Origin of the sequence: Bacteroides sp. 2201st1_D9_2201SCRN_220225, from assembly GCF_040928965.1 — a bacterium.
Classification (GTDB): Bacteria; Bacteroidota; Bacteroidia; order Bacteroidales; family Bacteroidaceae; genus Bacteroides; species Bacteroides stercoris.
Genome location: NZ_JBCODG010000025.1, coordinates 42,898 through 65,613, shown reverse-complemented (window position 1 = coordinate 65,613; position 22,716 = coordinate 42,898). Strand labels below are relative to the sequence as shown.

General features: G+C 42.4%; 18 protein-coding genes, 1 tRNA gene and 1 pseudogene. 5 read left to right on the top strand and 15 right to left on the bottom strand.

The window, feature by feature from the left end:
• Window positions 1–424 precede the first annotated feature (424 nt).
• The 3 genes from AB5903_RS10435 to feoB form a co-directional block, all read right to left on the bottom strand.
• Window positions 425–496: transfer RNA gene (locus AB5903_RS10435), tRNA-Cys, on the bottom strand.
• A gap of 54 nt (window positions 497–550) precedes the next feature.
• A complete protein-coding gene (locus AB5903_RS10430; protein WP_005652720.1) occupies window positions 551–763 on the bottom strand; it encodes a hypothetical protein in 213 nt (70 codons plus the stop codon).
• Complete coding sequence (gene feoB, locus AB5903_RS10425) at window positions 760–3,231, bottom strand: ferrous iron transport protein B (protein WP_005652722.1); 2,472 nt, start codon at window positions 3,229–3,231, stop codon at window positions 760–762. The genes AB5903_RS10430 and feoB overlap by 4 nt, the downstream gene beginning before the upstream one ends.
• Window positions 3,232–3,427: 196 nt before the next feature.
• On the opposite strand from feoB, the gene tilS reads away from it, so the two are divergent.
• On the top strand, window positions 3,428–4,723 hold the full coding sequence (gene tilS / locus AB5903_RS10420) for a tRNA lysidine(34) synthetase TilS (protein ID WP_016662176.1): 1,296 nt from the start codon (window positions 3,428–3,430) through the stop codon (window positions 4,721–4,723).
• 387 nt (window positions 4,724–5,110) lie between these two features.
• Here the strand turns inward: tilS and AB5903_RS10415 are convergent, their stop codons facing one another.
• On the bottom strand, window positions 5,111–5,944 hold the full coding sequence (locus tag AB5903_RS10415; protein ID WP_022104577.1) for a 4Fe-4S binding protein: 834 nt from the start codon (window positions 5,942–5,944) through the stop codon (window positions 5,111–5,113).
• A 240-nt stretch (window positions 5,945–6,184) separates the two neighbouring features.
• On the opposite strand from AB5903_RS10415, the gene rho reads away from it, so the two are divergent.
• The 4 genes and pseudogenes from rho to AB5903_RS10395 form a co-directional block, all read left to right on the top strand.
• Window positions 6,185–8,164 (top strand): transcription termination factor Rho, encoded by a 1,980-nt coding sequence (gene rho, locus AB5903_RS10410; protein ID WP_258998220.1) that lies wholly within the window; start codon window positions 6,185–6,187, stop codon window positions 8,162–8,164.
• Between the two features lie 297 nt (window positions 8,165–8,461).
• Window positions 8,462–9,784, top strand: coding sequence for a signal recognition particle protein (gene ffh, locus AB5903_RS10405; protein WP_117740621.1), 1,323 nt, complete (start codon window positions 8,462–8,464; stop codon window positions 9,782–9,784).
• A gap of 140 nt (window positions 9,785–9,924) precedes the next feature.
• Window positions 9,925–10,806 (top strand): bifunctional methylenetetrahydrofolate dehydrogenase/methenyltetrahydrofolate cyclohydrolase FolD, encoded by an 882-nt coding sequence (gene folD, locus AB5903_RS10400; protein WP_272710013.1) that lies wholly within the window; start codon window positions 9,925–9,927, stop codon window positions 10,804–10,806.
• An 8-nt stretch (window positions 10,807–10,814) separates the two neighbouring features.
• Window positions 10,815–11,597: pseudogene (locus AB5903_RS10395) on the top strand (CapA family protein); the annotation flags it as partial.
• A 243-nt stretch (window positions 11,598–11,840) separates the two neighbouring features.
• Here AB5903_RS10395 and AB5903_RS10390 read toward each other — a convergent pair.
• From AB5903_RS10390 to AB5903_RS10340, 11 genes are all read right to left on the bottom strand, one after another.
• Window positions 11,841–12,428, bottom strand: a complete 588-nt coding sequence (locus AB5903_RS10390; RefSeq protein ID WP_032532859.1) for a DUF6549 family protein — start codon at window positions 12,426–12,428, stop codon at window positions 11,841–11,843.
• Window positions 12,421–13,020, bottom strand: coding sequence for an N-acetylmuramoyl-L-alanine amidase (locus AB5903_RS10385; protein ID WP_032532860.1), 600 nt, complete (start codon window positions 13,018–13,020; stop codon window positions 12,421–12,423). The genes AB5903_RS10390 and AB5903_RS10385 overlap by 8 nt, the downstream gene beginning before the upstream one ends.
• A complete protein-coding gene (locus tag AB5903_RS10380) occupies window positions 13,017–13,283 on the bottom strand; it encodes a hypothetical protein (protein ID WP_022402196.1) in 267 nt (88 codons plus the stop codon). The genes AB5903_RS10385 and AB5903_RS10380 overlap by 4 nt, the downstream gene beginning before the upstream one ends.
• Entirely contained in the window at window positions 13,280–13,894 is a 615-nt protein-coding gene (locus tag AB5903_RS10375) for a hypothetical protein (protein ID WP_050440884.1), read from the bottom strand. Before AB5903_RS10375 ends, AB5903_RS10380 begins: the two co-directional genes overlap by 4 nt.
• Window positions 13,895–13,969: 75 nt before the next feature.
• Entirely contained in the window at window positions 13,970–14,452 is a 483-nt protein-coding gene (locus AB5903_RS10370; protein WP_149922828.1) for a hypothetical protein, read from the bottom strand.
• A 4-nt stretch (window positions 14,453–14,456) separates the two neighbouring features.
• Entirely contained in the window at window positions 14,457–18,473 is a 4,017-nt protein-coding gene (locus tag AB5903_RS10365; protein WP_032532863.1) for a hypothetical protein, read from the bottom strand.
• Window positions 18,474–18,478: 5 nt separating this feature from the next.
• Window positions 18,479–18,793 (bottom strand): hypothetical protein, encoded by a 315-nt coding sequence (locus AB5903_RS10360; protein ID WP_032532864.1) that lies wholly within the window; start codon window positions 18,791–18,793, stop codon window positions 18,479–18,481.
• A complete protein-coding gene (locus AB5903_RS10355; protein ID WP_032532865.1) occupies window positions 18,793–19,170 on the bottom strand; it encodes a hypothetical protein in 378 nt (125 codons plus the stop codon). The genes AB5903_RS10360 and AB5903_RS10355 overlap by 1 nt, the downstream gene beginning before the upstream one ends.
• Window positions 19,151–20,191, bottom strand: a complete 1,041-nt coding sequence (locus AB5903_RS10350) for an RNA-directed DNA polymerase (RefSeq protein ID WP_032532866.1) — start codon at window positions 20,189–20,191, stop codon at window positions 19,151–19,153. The genes AB5903_RS10355 and AB5903_RS10350 overlap by 20 nt, the downstream gene beginning before the upstream one ends.
• Before the next feature lie 297 nt (window positions 20,192–20,488).
• The gene (locus AB5903_RS10345; RefSeq protein ID WP_368117831.1) at window positions 20,489–21,916 is read right to left on the bottom strand and encodes a hypothetical protein; all 1,428 of its coding nucleotides are present in this window, start codon (window positions 21,914–21,916) and stop codon (window positions 20,489–20,491) included.
• A gap of 38 nt (window positions 21,917–21,954) precedes the next feature.
• Window positions 21,955–22,716: a hypothetical protein gene (locus AB5903_RS10340; RefSeq protein ID WP_032532871.1), complete on the bottom strand. Its 762-nt coding sequence runs from the start codon at window positions 22,714–22,716 to the stop codon at window positions 21,955–21,957.

The following is a 22,716-nucleotide window of genomic DNA, read 5'->3' as shown; positions in this document are numbered from 1 at the left end:
CTGAAATTCTTCATGTTCAGACTGGCTAGGCTATACGCTTAAAAGAAAGCTTGCCAACCGGGGAAATCCGCTGACCCGCAATTGTTCTGGTAGTGATATTATGGAACATCAGCCCAGCGCTGGTTATTACGTCAGCTTTGATAGGCATTGTACTTGCAATCGGAAAGATAAAAAAAGAATAAGTAGTAATGTATAAGCTATTTTTTACAATAGTATTCAACACACACGCTCCCCTCCCACCCCCTTGTTATTTGTAAGGTTATCAACGGTAGTCACCTCTTCTAAAAAATTTTTTCCACTTCTTGCGCTTTTATTATGCTTAACCTACAAATCCCTCACGTTGATTTTGTAGTACCAATGTAGTACCATTTTTGCTTATCTTAAAATAAAACCCCTCCCAGAAATTATCTGAAAGGGGTGTTTGAGGTTCCTGGCGGATTCGAACCGCCGTACACGGTTTTGCAGACCGCTGACTAAGCCACTCATCCAAGGAACCAATCTTTCTCGTTTGCGGTTGCAAAGGTAGTCATTTTTTTGAAACTACCAACTATCAACAGCATTTTTTCTTTATTTCTTTTTTACCGTCACTGCATTCCAAGCGTTTCTTTTCGTACAATTGCTTTAATTCACAGCCTGTTGCACAATTCTCGCAAGGATTACGTTTTTCTTTTACTTTCATGAAAAAAGCATAAACACGCTGTCCAATACGGACGATACACAACAATAAAATGAGAGCTACCGCCCAATTTTGCCAATTACTCATCCAAACAGCCCCCCTATCTGATAAATTGCAAAGGACACCACCCATGCAAGGACAGTAGTGTACACCGCTGCAAACAAAGCCCATTTCCAACTGCCCGATTCTCCTTTAATGGCCGCTAAGGTGGCGATGCACGGGAAATATATCAATACAAACACCATATAGCCAAAAGCCACCAACGGAGTAATCGGAATCCGTTCGCCCAAGCTCACCGCATCGGCTTCGGCATCATCTGCATACAGAACTCCCAGCGTACTTACCACCAGTTCCTTGGCCCCTACACCGGAAAGGATACCGACACCCAGTTTCCAATCAAAGCCTAACGGCTCTATCACCGGTTCAACAGCCTTGCCTATTCTGCCGATATACGAGTTTTCCTGCTGTTCGGCCACATCCTGATATGCATCGTGGTCCGGATAATACCCCAACGCCCATATCACAATGGAAGCCACCATGATGATACCTCCCATTTTGCGCAGATATTGCGCGCCTTTCTCCCAAGTATGGCGAAAAATGGACTTCGACGTCGGTATGCGGTAAGGAGGAAGCTCCATAACAAACGGCGTGTCATCTCCCTTTACCAGAAAGCGACAGAAAAGTCGTGCCATAACCACAGCCAGTAAAATGCCGATAGCATAGATTATCAGCAATACCAAACTGGCATTGTTCGGGAAAAACGCCCCCACCAACAGCAAATAAATAGGCAAACGTGCACTGCACGACATCAGCGGATTGATAAGCATGGTCACCAGTCGGCTCTTCCGGTTTTCAATAGTACGCGAGGCCATAATAGCCGGTACATTGCAACCGAATCCCATAATCAGAGGGATAAAAGACTTGCCGTGCAGACCCATCTTATGCATTATCTTATCCATGATAAAGGCGGCACGCGCCATATATCCGGAATCCTCCATCAAAGATATGAAGAAATATAGAATCAAGATATTGGGCAAAAAGACAATCACCCCGCCTACACCGCCGATAATGCCGTCCACCAACAAATCCTTCAGCGGTCCTTCAGACATGTTGTCACGCACCAGACTGCCCAACGCACCTACCAGCCATTCAATGCCCTGCATGGGATAATCTCCCAAGATGAATGTTCCTTCAAACATCAGATACAGGAACAGAAAAAAGATGGGATACCCCCATACTCGATGTGTCACAATGGAATCTATCACACGCGTTGTACGTGCCGTATCCTCTTGCTTGTCCACATAGGTTTCGCGAAGCGCACCGGCGATAAAACCGTATTTGGCATCTGTAATGGCCTGCTCGCTATCTTCGTTTATTACATTACGCAGGCGTTGCACTTCGCGGTTACGGACTTCAATAATATCCTTCCCATTGGGAAACTCCTGTACGGTCTTCTCCAAATCCTCGTCATTCTCCAGCAACTTAATAGCAAGAAAGCGCGTGGAGTATTTATACCGTATATTCTCGTTGACACTGATTATGCGTTTCACCTCTTCAATGCTCCGCTCCAATTCCGGCCCGTGATTGATATGGATGTGGCGGTAAAAGCCTGCCGGATGCTCCTTCTCCTCCTTATGAGTGCCGAAGTCATGGTCGGGTACATACTCCTTGTGCCAGTTGCGCAAATCATTCAGGATTTCGGCACGTATCTTACCTTTTTTATCCAGAAAATCACCACCCTCGTAAATGCCGATGATAATATGGAAAAGCTGTTCTATGCCTTTTCCGGTGCGACTGATGGTAGGCAGCATCGGCACGCCAAACAACTGACCGAGTTTTACGTAATCCAACGTGTTCCCGCTTGCTTCCAGTTCGTCGTACATGTTAAGCGCGATAACCATGCGCACGTTCATGTCAATCAACTGGGTGGTGAGATACAGGTTCCGTTCCAGATTGGAAGAGTCCACCACATTAATAATGATATCCGGAGTTTCGTTGATGATGTGATGGCGCACATAAATCTCTTCGGGAGAATAGGCAGAAAGCGAATAAGTGCCAGGCAAGTCGACGATGCGGAAATGATACCCCTGAAAGTCAAAATACCCCTCTTTAGCATCTACGGTGACACCGCTGTAATTACCCACATGCTCGTGCGAACCCGAGGCGATGTTGAAAAGGGATGTCTTGCCGCAATTGGGATTACCCACCAAAGCAACATTGATGGTGCGGCGTTTTCCTAAAGCGATACGTTTCAGTTCCTCTTCGTCCAAACGCATATCTTCGCTCCATCCCTCGTGATAGTCGAGCTGCACGGACTCCCGACACATTTCCTTTTCACCGACAATCTCAATCATCTCAGCTTCCTGACGCCGTAAAGAGATTTCATATCCCATCACCTTATACTTGATGGGGTCTTTCAGAGGGGCGTTCAGCAACACCTCAACGGTTTTCCCTTTGATAAATCCCATTTCCACGATTCGCTTACGGAAACCTCCGTGTCCCAGCACTTTAACGATTACTCCCTTCTCACCGGTTTTCAATTCGGACAAACGCATAGTCTTCTGCCTTTTTTATTTTTGCCGCAAAGATAAAGGATAAGTCCGTATAGCGCAAACAATTTAGAATGTTTTTAAATAAGAGGTATCAAAGAGAGCCGATTCTGCATTGTAAGCAAGCTGACAACGGTCTGCCAAAGCAACCTTTCGGCACGGAAGTAACAAAATCCGGGAAGAAACATGTATATTTGCCGCTATGGAAAAGGAAAAAGTAGCACAATATATCAACCGGAAACAGCTTTTGCAACCGACAGACAAGGTACTTGTCGCCTTAAGCGGCGGTGCGGATTCCGTCGCTTTATTACGACTGTTGCAAGCGTCGGGCTACGACTGCGAAGCTGCGCACTGTAATTTTCACCTGCGAGGTGCAGAATCCGACAGAGATGAGGCATTTGTCCGCCAACTGTGCGTAAAACAACAAGTACCGCTACACACCGTCCACTTCGACACCGCGCGCACTGCCGAAGAACGGCACATCTCCATTGAAATGGCCGCACGCGAACTACGTTACGGATGGTTTGAGGAAATACGGCAGAAAATCAATGCCGACGCCATTGCCGTGGCCCATCACCAGGACGACAGCGTGGAAACCCTCCTGCTGAACCTGATACGTGGTACGGGCATCAACGGGTTACGGGGAATACGCCCCAAAAACGGGCACATCGTACGTCCGTTGCTTTGCCTGGAACGCAAAGAAATCATCAGTTATCTGAACCGCATAGGGCAGGATTACGTAACGGACAGCACCAATCTGCAGGATGAATACACTCGTAACAAAATACGCTTGAACCTGTTGCCCATGATGCAGGAAATCAACCCATCCGTCAAAGAAAGCATTCTCAACACCGCCGAGCATCTGGATGGCGCATCCGCCATATATAAACAAGGGATAGACGAAGGCATAAAACGCGTGCGGACAGCAGAGGGCATCTGCATCGAGCGACTGATGCAGGAACCGGCCCCCGCAACATTACTGTTTGAAATCCTATACCCGCTCGGCTTTAACACTGCCCAAATCAGAGACATATACCGTTCGCTGGAAGGACAGCCGGGAAAAATCTTCACTTCGGAACATTGGTGCATCGTGAAAGACCGCGAATATCTGCTGATTGAAGCACACCGACCCCCCATACAACCCGCACTGGCAATGGAAGAACATGTCTTTACCCCGGACTTTGTCATTCCCCGCGACAAGAACACTGCCTGCTTTGATGCGGACAAACTGACACATCCTCTCCTTCTGCGCCCCTGGCGACAAGGGGACTCTTTTATTCCATTCGGCATGAAAGGCCGGAAAAAAGTAAGCGACTATATGACCGACCGGAAGTTCTCCCTTTTGCGCAAAGAGCAGCAATGGGTATTATGTTGCGGCGAAGAGATTATCTGGCTGATAGGTGAAAGAACGGACAACCGTTTCCGCATCGGTGCCTCTACAAAACGGGTACTCACAGTCCGGCTTCTTCCCGCCGGGGACAGTCCTGTCACACCCTGAGCCCCAAGCGGTATAACTCTGCATCCGAAGAGTACCCCATTATCCATTTCATCTTTAGGTTAGAGATACAGAACTTTAACCTAAAAACGGATCTCTCCAGCCAAAAGACACCCATCTTCAGGCCGGAGATAAAGTTCTTCTCCTATATTTACCGGCTTCTTACCTTAAGAGAACATCTCTCCTCTCCGACAAGAATCCTTCTCCTTAAGAACCTGCTTAAATCTTCTTCAGCACTCCTTGTTTGAAGATATTTTTCTATTTTTATTCGTCACATACCCCGTTATGCTTCTTATAAAAACAAAAAACAGACCGGATAGAGCTTCAAAAGAAGCTGAAAATACTCTTTGAACTCAATTTATGCCCGAAGGCAGATATGCCAGAATCTACTTACAAGATAATCCTATTTTCCTTCTGCTTCTTAAAGCAATCGGCAAGCAAGGCGGCAAACGGCGTATCAAAAGTACGGGCCTTTTGCGGACACCCTTTTACACAAGCACAGCAGCGAATACACTTTTCCACATCGGTAGTACACTCATCGCCTTTCGCGATGGCGCCTGCCGGACAATGCTTCACGCAGTATCCGCAATGGTTGCAAAGTTCTGTGTCGACAGCCGGAATGCGCGGCATAGGAACTCCGCTTTTGCGTAGTTTCACCACCTTCCGCAAGAAACGGAATAACGGAAAAAATGCCTGACGGGGACGTTGAATACGGTTGACGTCAACGGCATAGAGCTTATCCATGTCGGCTGCCGCTTCGATTTTAGTCCGTATCTTAGCGCCGAAAGTTTCTGCAAACTGCAAGTCATCTGCATCCGGCCGCCCTGCAGCTATGGGATTTTGCTGCGTACTGTACGAATGCTCGCCTACAAACGTAGCACCGGCAATCACTTTAAATCCTCTGTCCGATGCAAATGCGTCCAACTCCACCAATGCTTTTTCATAGGCACGGTTACCATACACAGCAACCAGCACTGCCGGAGCACCGGAAGCATGAACGTCTTTCATCCGCTCCAATGCCAGGGGTGCCACCTTCCCGCCATAGACGGGGACGGTTATTACCGTCAAGGTGTTTTCAGGAATTTCCAATTTGCCGGCCGGGTGGAAAGTAAGGTCTGTCCGGGCAACATCGGAAATGCCCGTACCGCGAACAATCGCCTCGCCCACTTGTTTAGAGGTATGGGTAGGCGAAAAAGTAATCAAACGAACTGCATATATATTCATAAATCTGTTTCTTATATAATAATGAAACAAAGATAGACTTTTAAAATTAAAAAAAAGACGATTTATTTATGAAACCAAAAATTATTATTACCTTTGTGCCGTTGAAACATTCTGCAACTCCTTGCTGAGGTGAGGATTGTTAGTCAGATTTCCGGTTCAATAACAAATATCCCTATTAAATCATAATTTACAAAAGGTAGACTTACCGATATAAGTAAAAACCATTCACACATATACTATATGTATAATATCATTCAATTAAACGACAAAAATTTGTCGGAACTGCAAGCTATTGCCCAAGAATTGGGTATCAAAAAAACAGACTCTCTCAAAAAAGAAGAACTCGTTTACAAGATACTTGACGAACAAGCCATTGCTGGAGCAACCAAGAAAGTAGCAGCCGACAAATTAAAAGAAGAACGTAAAGGGGACAAGCAAAAACGTTCTCGCGTAACGGTCAAGAAAGAAGCAGCGGACAAGGTATTCACAGCCAACAAGAACGGTGAACTCACAAAAGGGAAAACCGAAGAAGCACCTGCCGTACAAGCTTCCGTACAAGCAGCAGAGGCGGCTAAAGAGCCGACCGTAGCCGCAACTCCCGCAGCAGAGACTGAAGTTCCCAAACGCAAACCGGGACGTCCTCGCAAAGTAAAACAAGAAGCGGCTCCCGTAGCGGAAACACCTAAAACCGTTCCGGCAGAAACTAAAGTAGAAACTACAGAGCCGAAAAAAGCAGAACCCAAGAAAGTTGTTGCAGCCCCCCAGCCTACACCGGATGAAAGTCCTGTCTTGCCGGAAGCAGAGGATGACTTTATCCCCATCGAGGATTTGCCAACCGAAAAAATAGAACTGCCGTCAGAGCTCATCGGCAAATTCGAAGCCACCAAAGCAGAAACTCCCGTTCCTGCAACAGAGCAACCGCAACAGCGCTCCCGTCTTCGCCTCCGCGATAACAATACGCCATACAACAACAATCGTAACAATAACAACCAGCGTCCTGCACAACAGCAGCAACGTCCTGCACAACAACAGAACAACAACGAGAATTATGTTGCTCCCGAACGCAAGCCGGCAATAGAACGCGAAAAGGCGTACGAATTCGACGATATACTCACAGGAACCGGCGTATTGGAAATCATGCAGGACGGTTATGGATTCCTGCGCTCATCCGATTATAACTACCTTTCTTCTCCCGATGATATTTACGTTTCACAATCACAAATCAAGCTGTTCGGTCTGAAGACCGGTGATGTAGTGGAAGGTGTTATCCGTCCACCCAAGGAAGGAGAGAAATATTTCCCGCTGGTAAAAGTATCCAAGATTAACGGACGTGACCCGGCTTTTGTACGCGACCGTGTACCGTTCGAACATCTCACCCCGCTCTTCCCGGACGAGAAATTTAAACTTTGCAAAGGCGGATATTCCGACTCCCTGTCTGCCCGCGTAGTAGACCTCTTTGCGCCCATTGGTAAAGGCCAGCGCGCACTAATCGTAGCACAGCCCAAAACGGGTAAGACTATTCTGATGAAGGACATTGCCAACGCCATTGCAGCCAACCACCCGGAAGTGTACATGATTATGCTATTGATTGATGAACGTCCGGAAGAAGTTACCGACATGGCCCGTACCGTAAATGCAGAGGTTATTGCCTCTACTTTCGACGAACCGGCAGAACGTCACGTGAAAATAGCAGGCATTGTTTTGGAGAAGGCCAAAAGAATGGTAGAATGCGGACATGACGTTGTTATCTTCCTTGACTCCATAACACGTTTGGCACGTGCCTACAATACTGTTTCCCCGGCTTCGGGTAAAGTATTGTCCGGAGGTGTGGACGCCAACGCACTGCACAAGCCGAAACGCTTCTTCGGTGCTGCCCGCAACATTGAAGGCGGTGGTTCGCTGACCATCCTTGCTACGGCGCTTATAGATACCGGTTCCAAAATGGACGAAGTGATCTTTGAAGAGTTCAAAGGTACTGGTAATATGGAACTGCAACTCGACCGCAACCTGTCCAACAAGCGCATCTTCCCGGCTGTCAATATCGTTGCTTCCAGCACTCGTCGCGATGACTTGCTGCAAGACAAGCAAACGCTGGATCGCATGTGGATTCTCCGCAAGTATCTTGCCGATATGAACCCGATAGAGGCAATGGACTTCGTAAAAGACCGTTTGGAAAAAACCAAAGACAACGATGAATTCCTGATGAGCATGAACGGTTAAATGCCTACACGGAAAAGAACCAACTAAGATATAAAAGCAAACATTTGAAAAAGAGCGGAATAGCATAAGTTATTCCGCTCTTTTTCAATGTTATTATATAATAAAAAGCAAAAGTATGGAGAATAAGCATGATTTCAGTCTTCCCGTCAGTTGGAACGGAATATTTTATGCTTCAAGGCAATCTGCCGCAAAACCGTAATAATATTCTGTCCTTAAAAGAAGGCAGTTACAGGTATTTTTTGTACTTTTGCGCCTCAATAAGAGTAATTTGTAATTTAGTAATTGTAATTAGATACTATGTTCGATAATTTAAGCGAGAGACTTGAGAGGTCGTTTAAAATTTTGAAGGGTGAAGGTAAAATCACCGAAATTAATGTAGCGGAAACGCTGAAAGACGTGCGTAAAGCACTTTTGGATGCTGACGTAAACTATAAGGTTGCCAAGAGTTTTACTGATACCGTTAAGGAAAAAGCTTTAGGACAAAACGTGCTGACAGCTGTAAAACCCAGCCAGTTAATGGTAAAAATCGTACACGATGAGTTAACACAACTCATGGGTGGCGAAACTGCGGAAATCAATATTGATTCCAAACCGGCTGTTATTTTGATGTCCGGTCTGCAAGGTTCCGGTAAGACTACTTTCTCCGGAAAGTTGGCACGCATGCTGAAAACCAAAAAGAACCGGAAGCCCTTATTGGTGGCTTGCGACGTTTACCGCCCCGCCGCTATCGAACAGTTGCGCGTACTGGCAGAGCAGATCGAAGTGCCCATGTATTCCGAACCTGATAGCAAAGACCCGGTGAGCATAGCCCAAAATGCCATACAGGAAGCTAAAACCAAAGGATATGACCTCGTAATCGTCGATACAGCCGGTCGTCTGGCCGTAGACGAAGAGATGATGAACGAAATCGCCGCCATCAAATCCGCCATCAATCCGAATGAAATCTTGTTCGTAGTGGATTCCATGACCGGACAGGATGCCGTAAATACAGCCAAAGAATTCAACGAACGTTTGGACTTCAATGGCGTGGTATTGACCAAGTTGGACGGTGACACTCGCGGTGGTGCCGCCCTTTCTATCCGTACTGTAGTCAACAAGCCTATCAAGTTTGTAGGAACCGGCGAAAAACTGGACGCTATCGACCAATTCCACCCTGCCCGTATGGCAGACCGTATTCTGGGTATGGGCGACATCGTGTCATTGGTAGAGCGTGCACAAGAACAATATGATGAAGAAGAAGCCAAACGTCTGCAAAAGAAAATTGCGAAGAACCAGTTTGACTTCAACGACTTCCTGAGCCAGATTGCACAAATCAAAAAAATGGGTAACTTGAAAGAACTCGCTTCCATGATACCGGGGGTAGGCAAAGCTATCAAGGATATCGATATTGACGACAATGCTTTCAAAAGCATCGAAGCGATTATCTACTCCATGACTCCGGAAGAACGCAGCAACCCGGCCATCCTAAACGGCTCGCGCCGCCAGCGTATCGCCAAAGGCAGCGGCACGAACATTCAGGAAGTAAACCGTTTGCTGAAACAGTTCGACCAGACCCGTAAAATGATGAAAATGGTGACCGGCAGCAAAATGGGTAAGATGATGCCGAAACTGAAACGATAAGAAAGAAAAATATCCTGCATATAAATCCCGCTAATTTCATAGTTCGAATGAAGTCAGCGGGATTTTTGCTTTATTCGGTTATTTGACCTATTTTTGCGAATAATGCCATGTAAATAATAACCAATACAATAATTTTGAATATGACACTAATTGACGGAAAAACAATTTCCGAACAGGTAAAACAGGAAATTGCAACAGAAGTAGCTGAGATAGTGGCGCGCGGCGGAAAACGCCCGCATTTGGCAGCTATCCTTGTAGGACACGACGGTGGCAGCGAAACCTATGTAGCAGCCAAAGTAAAAGCTTGTGAAGTATGCGGATTCAAGTCCTCGCTCATTCGTTATGAGACAGATGTAACGGAAGAAGAGCTGCTGGCGAAAGTGCGCGAACTGAATGAGGATGCAGATGTAGACGGTTTTATCGTTCAGCTGCCTTTGCCCAAACATATATCGGAACAAAAAGTGATTGAAACAATCGACTACCACAAAGATGTGGATGGCTTCCATCCTATCAATGTAGGACGTATGTCCATAGGATTGCCTTGTTACGTTTCCGCAACTCCTAACGGAATTCTCGAATTGCTGAAAAGATACAAAATAGAAACTTCCGGAAAGAAATGCGTTGTACTGGGGCGCAGCAATATCGTAGGCAAACCCATGGCTGCCCTAATGATGCAAAAGGCTTATCCCGGTGACGCCACAGTAACCGTTTGCCACAGCCGCAGTAAAGACCTGGTAAAAGAGTGCCAAGAAGCCGATATTATCATCGCAGCTATGGGACAACCTAACTTTGTAAAAGTGGAAATGGTGAAAGAAGGCGCAGTTGTCATTGACGTAGGTACTACCCGTGTACCGGACGCAACCAGAAAATCCGGTTTCAAGCTGACCGGTGATGTCAAGTTCGATGAAGTAGCTCCCAAATGTTCATTCATCACTCCCGTACCTGGTGGTGTAGGTCCCATGACCATTGTCTCTTTAATGAAGAATACATTGTTGGCAGGCAAGAAAGCTATTTATCAATAATAAGGATGATGAAAGCGCTCATCTCCCTTATCTTTCTACTATATAGCGTAACCCTTTCCTCACAGGAAAGGATTACGCTATTATTTGTAGGAGACTTAATGCAACACCGGGCGCAAATAGATGCCGCCCGCACTTCCGACGGGAAATATGATTATTCTCCTTGTTTCTCCCTTGTAAAGGAAGAAATCTCCCGTGCCGATATTGCAATAGGTAATCTTGAAGTGACTCTCGGTGGAAAACCTTATCAAGGCTATCCTACTTTCAGTGCACCCGACGAATATCTGCAAGCTATCAAAGATGCCGGATTCGACGTTCTTCTCACAGCAAACAATCATTGCCTGGATCGCGGCAAGACCGGATTGGAACGAACCATCACACAAATCGAATCATTTTCCATACCCTATGCAGGTACTTACCGGAACGCTATAGAACGTAAACAACTCTATCCTCTCTTCATCCGGAAAAAAGGTTTCTGCATAGCCATACTCAACTACACTTACGGCACTAATGGAATCAAGGTATCTGCACCCAACATAGTCAATTACATTGACAAAAAAACAATTCTAAAAGACATACATAGCGCCCAAGCCGTACGCCCGGATGCTATTATAGCCTGTATGCATTGGGGAGAAGAATATCAATCACTCCCGAACCGTGAGCAATGCGAGCTTGCCGACTGGTTGCTGAAACAGGGGGTGACCCATATTATCGGTTCGCATCCGCACGTAATCCAGCCTATGGAATTACGCACGAACGGCAATCAACAGCATGCCATCGTCTATTCTTTAGGAAAGTCTTGTTCTAACTCTAATAATCAGTGGATTACAACGGATATTGTGATTTTTGTAGAATATTTGTAGAAATAGTATAATAATTAGGCTTTCTACAAAGAAAATGGAAAACCCCACTTCTACAAAAAGAAGCGAGGTTTTCACTAATGCAACACCGATATAAATTCGGCACTGCAAAGATACAAAAAACGTGCGTACTTCTCAGTATGCACGTTCTGAAATGAAAAAAGTATTCTACAAAAGCTATTTTTTTAGCTCTATATATTCAGTATATGTAATTTTGTTGTGTGGATTTGAATTTACAACATCCATCTTTATAGCCTTCACCCCAAATCGGAAGAAAAGAAACTTTTTCGGTATCTTGTGTATGATATGGTGTAATGTATCGGCACTTTCTATCTTAGCGAATAATACCCCTTTATCAATAGTTCCCCTTAAATCTATCCAAGAATCACGCCATCGAAAATTTAAAAGAGTATCAAGCTGGTTGCGATACACTATGCTATCACGTACTTTTGTTTCTATTTCTATTTCCGTTTTAGTGGCTGTTGTTGTAGCTGCCTGAATGCGTTTGAGCTTTATATTCAAATCATCTACTGTTTTGGTAAGATCCTTGTTTTTCTTTTCCAACTCATTTTTCGTCAATTCCAGCCTTAAAACAGAAGTAGCGTTTTTCCCTGCTTCCGTTTTGTAGTGTTCCACATCTGAAAGTAATGCTGCTTGATTACTATCCAAGCGATCACGTTCTTTCCTTACGCTATCCAATCGTTTAAACAGAAAGATATTTGTTCCTACGAGTAAAACAAGCGCAATAAATAAAAATTTACGCATACTCTTCTATATATTTAAGGATTGAATCAACGTGCAACTGGATAATTTGAGCCTTTCCTTCAGGAGATAGTAGATACTTGCAATCTGTTTCATTATCCATAAAGAAGTTTTCCGTTAAAACAGCCGGGCATGAAGTCTTTTTGAGAATGTAGAAATTATTTTCCCAATCTCCATCCCCATCCGACCAATCACCTCTAATTTTCCAAGTTCCTCCAAACATTCTATTAGCCATATCCCAGAAAACTTGCGCCAAATCATCAGCTTTTGTTTTTCCAGGACTGGTATGTATTTCCCATCCTGTACCCTTGCCAGTTCCAGAAGCGTTACAATGAATAGAAACAAGAAGCGTTTTTGTCTTACCGTATCGGGCTGCTATCTCGTTTGCTCTTCTGGCTCTTTCTGCTAAAGGTACGTCTATATTTTCCTTTACCAACAATTCGGCATCTATACCTTTTGCTCGTAATTGGTTATATACGCCTTTGGCAATTTCTCTGGCATATTCCCACTCAAATAACTGTGATCCGTCCGACCACTTCGGAGATCTTTTACCTGGTGTATTTTCTCCGTGTCCGTTGTCTAATAATACTTTCATACGTTTTTATTTTCATTTTTTTCGCTTAAACATTTAGTTACTCCAGCCGAAGCAAACAAAGCAGTGATAGCACCGACAAAAGCCGATAATCCCATAAGATCGGTTTTGATAGACTTGTTTACGATTACTTCATAAACCAAAATAAAACCGACAATAAGCAGAAGGAAGCACCCCATTAAGGTAACGGCAACAAGAAAAAAACTCTTGCTACTGTGCCCTGATCCATTTTTGATAAGTTCTTTCAGATATTCTGTTACTCTCATAACTTGCGCTCTTTTACTTCTGGAAGGATATACTGAATGTGCATGGCTGCAAAATGAAGTTTTTTCCTGATTGCTTCCTCATCAAAATCATCAGGGATGGATTCTGTAAAATCACAGACCAAAGAACCAACCCAATCATGGGTAGTATCATGTAATTTTTGAACGATTAAAGACTGTGTTCCATTGGAGCTAAACATAGCCTTTGCACGTGTTCCATCCAAACTATCAATATCACGTATCAGCATAAGTTCATTTCGAGCCATTGAAGCCGTAAACTTTGGAAGTTCAGACATCTTAATATCTTGCCAAAAGTCACTAATACGGGCAACCCCTTTAGCGGTAACTTCATACAAGATTGTGAGATAATGATTATCTCCTAAAGGATATGGTTGTATAATATACACACGATCACATGAAAGATCATTCAACACTTTATGAATTTCACCATACACACGAGCAGAGTTTTCACTTCTGCGAGTGCTTTTTCTTTCTAATTGTCTTTCAAGTTCTTTAGCCTTAATATCAGCAAGCCGATTATGCTTTAACTGATTATACGCAAACCAGCCCGTACCCAAAGCTGTTATACACGCAAATAATGCTGCCCAATCCATATTTTATTAAGTTATTGATTAATAACTGCAAATATAATTTATTTGGTGTACATATACACCATTTAATACAGAGAATTATATTTTTGAAGCTATTAAGGCTTCCAATTTGTTTATTTCATCCCGTACACTCTGCCTTTGCTGGTGAAGATTCTCTATATCATACGGCATATCAAGCCCGATTAAAGAAGCCTCATAACATTTCGTTATACGATAATCACCTATAACGCTGTCATTGCTGGTAAGAGAGGCTTTCAGTTCATCTATCTTATTCCGAACAAGTTTAGCGTTAAATCTTTGCTCGTATTTATAGCTTATTTTATCTCCAGCGTCATAAGGTACAATACGAACACTATAGTATTCAGGACATTGTAATTTAGTATCATCCACAAGCTCTACATGTTTCCATCCTAAAGCGGACAACTCAGCTTGTTGCTCCTGGATTGATACTATTCTCGTTTCAATCTCTCCAGTTTCTTCATTTTTAAACTTCTCACTGTATTCCTCTAAAAATTTAGAAACAAGAGATCCGTTTTCGTCTATATAGCCATATTCAATCATAATATTAAAATTTATATCTACTAACTAACCATGCTGATTTTTTTACACCATCGACATACCCCACTGTAAAATGGAATATAGCACCCTGACCTTCGCCAATATCATAATAATCATTTTGGGTGTGATCATCATACAACACATTTCCGCTACGTGGGTAAACTCTCATATATCCTGTCCACCATTGCTTAAAAAATATAGTCCTACCAATCACACCATCAGAAGGGAGGTAAACGATTTGCTGGTTTCTTGAATATCCAATAACCAAGCTGTCTGTTTCAGACAAATAAACAGAAGAAGAGCTTTCTTCTATAGCCTTTCTATGTAAAAATAGACCTGCTGCCATCAAATTCTGGAAGAAGCCACCATAAGCGGGGGCTGTGCCACTGTTTGAAGCTCTACCATATACGCCAGCTAAAAAGTTTTCATTGTTCCAATCACTTTTATTCACAGTACCAAATCCAAGCCCTACGATAGAAGCCTTATGCGTATAACCCAAAATAGCCGAAACAGCTTGTGTTTCTGCATTATTACAAAAGATACCCGTAGGCGACATATAGGCTACACGGCTATTGCTTTTACTTCGGGCTTCAATCAAGCCGTTATTCGCATCTATCGTAATTTTAGATCCCTGATATTGGCTTTCTGAATAATCACCACCAGAACGGCTGGATTCTATCAATATACGAGCCATAGAAGCATCAAGAATGATCTTATTACCATCCAAGAGTGTAGAAACAATCTTTCCACCACTCATAAACCAATCTCCGATATTAGCACCCTCAGCCAATAGCAAATTAGTTGCTATACTCTCAAACTCAGCACCGAAATCATTCCAATAAGCAGTATCGGTAGGTACATGATTTTGAAAGCCATTTCCGGCATCCACTCTGGCAACATAATAGTGTCCGTTATATTTTACTGCATCTACACGCTTTGAAGTACCATAGTAAACTTTAGAGCTGCCATAGACACCACGATAAACCATAGTCGGACCAGTATCTCCATTTCTACCATCCACTCCATCATACGGAGTTTGCCGGGCTGGTGTACTCCAGTTCTGTATCAATGAATTTGTTTCACCATTGATTTTTGCTACTGTAAACCATAAGTATTGCAAGTTTCCTACAGTTGGAACGGTTGTGCTCCATCCCGAAGGATTACGGCTCGTTTTACTCAGTGAAGGCGGTGTACTTCTGGAGCCATTAACAGCGTACCGATATTCAAAATAATCACCATTTATACCATCATCCCCAGTTTCTCCTTTTTCTCCAGTAACACAAATAGCCTCTGTAGTAATGCTGTTGCCGTTTGTGTAATTAATAACGGATCGTGTCCATATATACCAACCATTTTTCCAAGTTGGACGTGAATTAGACCAGCTACCATTTAAAAGGGAAGTTGCAGAGGATGATAAATAATATTGCTCAATTATTGAACTTATACCATTGCCTGTTTCTCCCTTGCCACCTGTGATACAAGCTGCATCTGTATATACTATGTCGCCATCCGTGTAAACAACTTTAGTTTTACTCCAAATGTAATATCCATCTTTCCAGGCTGGAGCTGTTGTCTGCCAACCGGATGTTGGTGCTGTAGTATTACTGGATGATATGGCATACAGAACGTCTGTATTTGAAATACCCACACCTCTTTGGGCTACAATAATCCAATAGTTACTATTATTTGGAGAAATACCTTTAACGGGATTCTTTGATACAAAACGATACATAGAATAGCCAGTTCCATCATCATAGATAACCTCATCACCCCAATAATAGGTATAAGAGTTGTCATATACGCCACGAAAACAACCTATAGGGCTTTCATCGCCACTTTCACTTTGCACGATTGTGCCTTTCAGACGTAATTTTTTATCTCCTTTGGTATTCCAATCAAAATAGCTGTCTGAATTTCCTACACGAAAAGCGTTATTCACAAAGTCCATGAAATTTAGCCCATCGCTTGAAACGATTCTGTCTGTAGTTATTCTTCCTGGAAGTATCTCTGTAAATCCGAATAGTTCGACAAAAGAACGATCCTCTTCAAATTCACTGTTTAGAATACCTACAAGGAAATGATAATAACCCTCTACACCTTCCAGCTTGATAGCGTTTTTACTTAAGACGTATGATCCAGTAGTGCCATTTTTATTAGCCTTCACATAGAGATAATACCCTACTGTTTCTGTTAAGGTTGGAGAAGTATATTTTTCAATATCCCAAAACTTATACTCACTGGCTTTATGCCCAGAGGAAAGTGTATCAATCCCGATAGTCATGTGCTGTAATATTCCACCTGGAGCCGAAAGCACTTTCTTTTTGCTGTCATAGGTAACGAGATATTCTACTTGTGTCGGATTGGTTTTGTTGTTCACGAAACGGAACTGCAAACTTTCATCGCCAACAAGCAAACTCATTGTTTGTACCGAAATCGGACTGATAGAACCTGAGAAATGCAAAAGAGCGTCATTCAACATTGAAATAGTTTCTTTTGCATCCCTGAAACGTCTTTTTGTAAACTGAATAGAGTTTTTATATTGGTTATCAGTTTTAACCTCGTTACTCTCTATCTTGTTTAATTCGCTTGAAACCGTTGCGCCAGTAGTCGTATTGGATAATTCAATAATCGGGCTGTAAGGTCTGTGTATATACTCCTTAATACTGGTAATCCTTATCTTTATACCTTCTGGTATGAATTGCGGATCTTTAAAGAGTATGTAACCGCCCAATTTTATTTTGCCACCAATAGAGAGCCAACGCTTTTTGGAATAAATGCTATCCAATTCTCCTTTGAATGTGAATTTTGGATCTTCATTCTCATAAAGATATTTGGCTGCTTCCCTGAACATATCCCAGCTTGCACCTTCTTTCGTTGAGTTATTGCAAATGTACGCATCCGGCAACTGTATTCCGAACACAGCGTATTTATCCCCCAGGTTAGGCTTATATATGTCATTGGGCATAATCTGACCGTCTATTTCTTGTGGAGTTATCAAGAATTTACGTTCTTTATGAACGTATTTAACTTCAAATTCTTTATTACTACCAGCAAGCATACCAGACTGAAATATAACAGTCATGTTATTACCTTCTATCACATAATCCTCAAAATTCAGATCATCAGGAATAGAACTATCTATAAAATCATAGAAATTCTTTTCTTTATCGGAAACAACAACATTAGAAACACTGCCTACTCTTTTAGGTGAAATATGAGAACAATCCAAACTATCCTCTTGAACATCCGTAAGGGTTGTATCAGCCCGTTTTATATACAAGCCTTCCGCATCCGAAACGTAAGCACGCCCTTCATACTCCAATCTTTGATTTTTGGGCAAAAGCAATTCCTTAGATCCATATTTGCTAAAGTCTATATTCTGCTCCCCACCTTGAACGTACAATATGGTAACTGGTCTATTTCCGTCCTTGTTGGAGCGTCCTAAACCTGGAACAAAACCTTTATCTTTCCCATATTCAAGAGGCAAAGGTTCACCCTTGTTATATTCAACTTTACGCAAGTGTATTGTTTTGATAGCCGGATCTATTTCATACTCCGTCTTAAAGGTATCGGCAATAGTAGGCAAAGCTTCACTACAAAAGATATGGTTGTAGTTAATAGTCTTTTCTTCTGCTTCAATACATTCGCCAACTTTCCAACCGCTATCTCTCATGTTGAGATTATCTACAATCAACTGTAGATGCTCGTGAGGCTTTGCAGTGTAATCGAACTTCAAACGCTTAGAAACAATATCCCGGCATTTGTATTTACCCAATATTGCGCCTATGTCATACATTACAAGAGTGTATTCAAAATTCCGACTGCTTTTCTTCTTGAAGTCGTCAGGATCCATAAGGTAGTAAGTGATATTCTTGTAGATACAATAAGCTCCTACGGGAATGTTTATGAACTCTTCACTGGCAAAGTACAGATAAAGAGTGCCTACATTCTGTAAAGCCGTATATCGGTAGCTGCTTGTATCTACCAGAATATCAATCTCCTTGTTGTTGAAATGTATTTTCATGTTTACTAAGTGAATTGATAGATCTTACCATTTCCGCATTTCATCCCTTTAATCGTAGTGCTGAAAGGGAAAGCGTCTTTGGGGATCTGATCCAAAGTTTTCTTTAAAGAAGCTGCGTTTGTGAAAAACTTACCATCCGCACCATTGCTATGTTTAAATTTCACAAGGTATCTTCCTTCACCGTGCGAAGTCTTTACATCTGGAATGAAATCTTCTACAATGATCTCACAGTTCAGCACGTCCGAAATAGAAACCTGGCTACAGTTGAACATTTTACGTTCATCTTGTACGGTTACACCTAACTCACTAAACTTTCTCATCACAATATAATATTAAGTTCCTTACAATCGTTATCTATCATTTCTTTGATAGCTTTTCTCTTTTGCAAATATTCCTTGTAATCATTGGTAGCTGATTTTTCAGTGAGAATACCGAGCTGGGCAGCGTTATAATCATTGATAATTTTGGCTTCTTTATCCGAATCCCACAAATGGGTAATAACTGCCTTTTTTAGCTTATCATTTGTAACCATTCCCCAAACAACAACTTCGTTACAAGTCCATTTTGTAGTTTGCCCATTATCTCCAGCTTCTCCAAAATGGTTTTCTACTTGAACTTCCTGAATATCCCAACGGTATGTGTAAGAACCATTCCCGTTAGCCTCTAACTTAGAAGGCTTAAAATCGTAGTGTATCATATACTTGCTTTTTAATTATTGTTTTTAATAGATGCTTAGAATTACTGTATTTAGCCCAGCCAAACCAACTGCAAATAACTTGCTTGTATTCCATATCGGAAATGTGCTTTTTCTTATTCAGCTTGGCTGCCTTCCTACATAGGTTCTTTTTGATTCCCTTCCGAATAAGGGTATGGGTATGGTAAAAGACATACCCGACAAAATCAATACCTCTATGGCTATCAATTTTGAATACTTGAAACTTCCATTTCTTTTTTCCAGTTTTAGGATCCACTTTACGAAGTGATAGCTTTAAATTGTCATGCAGATATTCTTCAATCTCTATACGGAGTTTGTGAAGCTGTTTAGGATCATCGCCTAAAATCACAATATCATCTGCATACCTAAAGTAATATCTTACCTTCTTAACCTCCTTTATCCAGTGATCGAAGTAAGCCAGATAAATATTAGCAAAATACTGACTTAGATAGTTCCCTATGGGTACGCCATTGGCACTGTCTATAATCACGTCAAGCAACCAAAGCAGATCTTTATCTTTGATTTTCTTCCGTAATATTGTTTTCAAAATATCATGGTCTATACTTGGATAGAACTTCACTATATCCATTTTCAAGCAGTAAGTAGTGTGTTCTGGATCTTCTTTCAAAGCCTTCTTTACTTTATCTGCTGCTTTATGAATACCACGATCCTTAATGCAAGAATAGGTATCTTCTGTAAATAAGGACACCCATATAGGCTCCAGAATATTCATAATGGCATGGTGCAAGATTCTATCAGGATAATAAGGCAAACGGTAAATAAGCCGTTCTTTGGGATCTCTGATTATAAATACTTCATATTTAGAATTTACAAAAGTCTTGTTTTTCAAAGATTCGTGAAGAGCCAGTATGTTTGCTTCCCTATTCCTATCGTGTCGTTTGACACCATAAGAACGCAACTTGCCTTTTCTGGCTTTTTCATCAGCCAGGCGCAAGTTGTCAAGTGAAATAATTTGCTCGTATAAATTACTTAATCTCTTCATATTCTTTGTTTTTCGTACTCAGAGCCTTCGGTTTCCCTACCAGCACCTTTATGAGTTATGTTATCTTCTACCAATAGGTAAGGTCGTTGCTTCGTATGTTGAGTTAATTTTGAAAAATCATAGCTGAGAGCTGACATTCGCATTCGTATTCGAGGGGGTGTTATTCGTATTCGCATAACCGAAGCCTGCATGATCGCCATTATTCGTATTACCGCTGAAAAGGATACCCACCAGCAACCAACCTATATTTATTTGTTTATTAATCATTTAAGTTTTGCAGTCTAAACCTGGCTCGCTTCACGATTCAGGAATAAAACAAAGCCGAGAGCCGACAAACGCATCCGCAGCCGAGGGGGCGCTACGCGTAAACGCAGAACCGAAGCCCGCAAGATCGCCATCATCCGTACGACCGCCGAAAAGGATACCCCTAAGAGCGTTAGATCCTATATTGTTATAGAAGTAATCACACCAATAGGTAGTAGATCCACCTCCGACTACAGAAGCAATCAAATCGCCAAATTCACCGAAAATCATTTCTTTTGCATAACCTTCTGCACGTGCAGCCAATCCTCTAAGCGTATAGCCTGTGTAGTTACTATCGTTGTATTTAGAAGGATCATCGCAAACATACACTTTAGAAGTTCCTCCGTCTGAATTGGTTTTCACTTCTATATTTACTCCATCCGTCCATTTCCAGACGTGCCCGAAGGGATTTTCAATACCACGATAGCGAGGTACGGTAAATACTTTGCTGTTTTCTCCTTCTGCTTTCTCTAAAGTGTAAGCTACTTCACCAGAAGCATTTCCCAATTCATCACTCGTACCGCAAGGAATAATAGGATAATAACCACTAAAATTGTTCCACTTTGTACCATCCCATGTAGTTACACCATTACCCAAACCACCCTGAGCATACCCGTTGCTATCTTTCTGGGCATTGAAAGCCAACTGGCAGTTAAGGTTTCCATACTCTATGTAATAGAGCCATGCCAAAGTGATATAAGCGTTATAGTCCATGCAGTTCCATTGCGTACCAGCCCCCCTTTTACGAGCAGCAGCACGAAAGTTTGTTCTACTCGTAGATGTAGCTGGCTTGCCTAATTGGGATTTAGGCAAAGCATCCCAATCTGCTTGGTTGTTACCACCTCTGTAATCAGCCGAAGTATTTACTACAGAAGCCAGTTTACCAGTGCTACGTTGGATTGTTGCCTCATAAGCCGAGATATAGCATTTCTTTACGAAATGATAACCAGGTATCGGGTATTCACTGATTCGTACACCTCTTTTGTTTCCATTGGTATAAAATCTTCTCCAGTGAGCAGGGATTTCCACCATAACCATACCATTGGAACCATCCCTTTTATGCGCTTTCCAGTTGGTAGGGTTTAGGTATTCAATAACCTTGCCTTCATCTGATAGCAAACACCCTTTCATCTTGCTTTGAATTGGCAATGTTTTATGCAGTGTCATATTGCCAGTACGGGTAAGAACCGAAGAAGATACTGTTACATCTAATTCTACGCCATAACTACATTGAACCTCTGCATAAGGTAGCATAGCAGCCAGACCAGCTTGTTTGCTTTCTCCGCTTTTATCCAACACCTCAGTTGTGAGGTCGAAAGGGTTACTGCTGTCTGCTACTGGTAATTCATTTAATCTTTTGCCATTGTCGTAAGCTGTAATAATCTTTTTTACTTTAGCTTCCTCTTCTGCTGTAAGTGCCATATTTTTTATAGTGTTAAGAAGTTAAACAATAAAATTTACTAAGTTAATATGATACCACCAGAGCCGGATAAACGCATACCCTTACCAGAAGTAAACCTTATTCCTGGCTCCTGTACTTCAATCTGTATAGTTTGATAAATACCCGTATTTTCCGTTGGGATAACGTGAATTTTACTCATTCCTACACCGTTAATCATAAATACGCCATCAGGAGTGATAGACACCGCCCGATCATCACCGAGAAACAATACATTCCTACCAGTATCTACGGGAAGTAATTCTACCTCAACTTTGAAAGGCTGGGTATTCCTGTAAGTAACTTTTTTCGGGTAGTTTAGCTTCATGGAAGTAGGGATCAGCTTGTATTTTGAGATTAGCGATTCTTCCAGTTCCTCCAGCCTTGCGATAACTACCCTTGCATCGCCAGTAGCTTCATTTGCATTATCTTTAGCAGTATTGGCTTCTTCCGCCTTTTCGTGAGCTTCATTAGCTTTTGCGTTGGCATTGTTGGTAGCCTCTACTGCCTTACCTGCTGCGCTATCGGCTGCTGTAGCTTTTTCATTAGCCAGTTTAGCAGCGTCCTCAGCCTTTTTAGCTGCTGCTGTGGCGGTTGTTCCACGAGCAATACATTTCCACCAGGTAGTTTCGGTTAAAGCGTGTCCTTTGTTCCCGTCCTTGATACAGAGATAGCAACTATCATCCGTAGTAATGAAATCAAATGTATTATATGTGGTAGCTGATGAATAAGTTCCCTTATCCACGAAAGCAACCTTTCCTAATCTTATGTTTCCTTCTGCCAT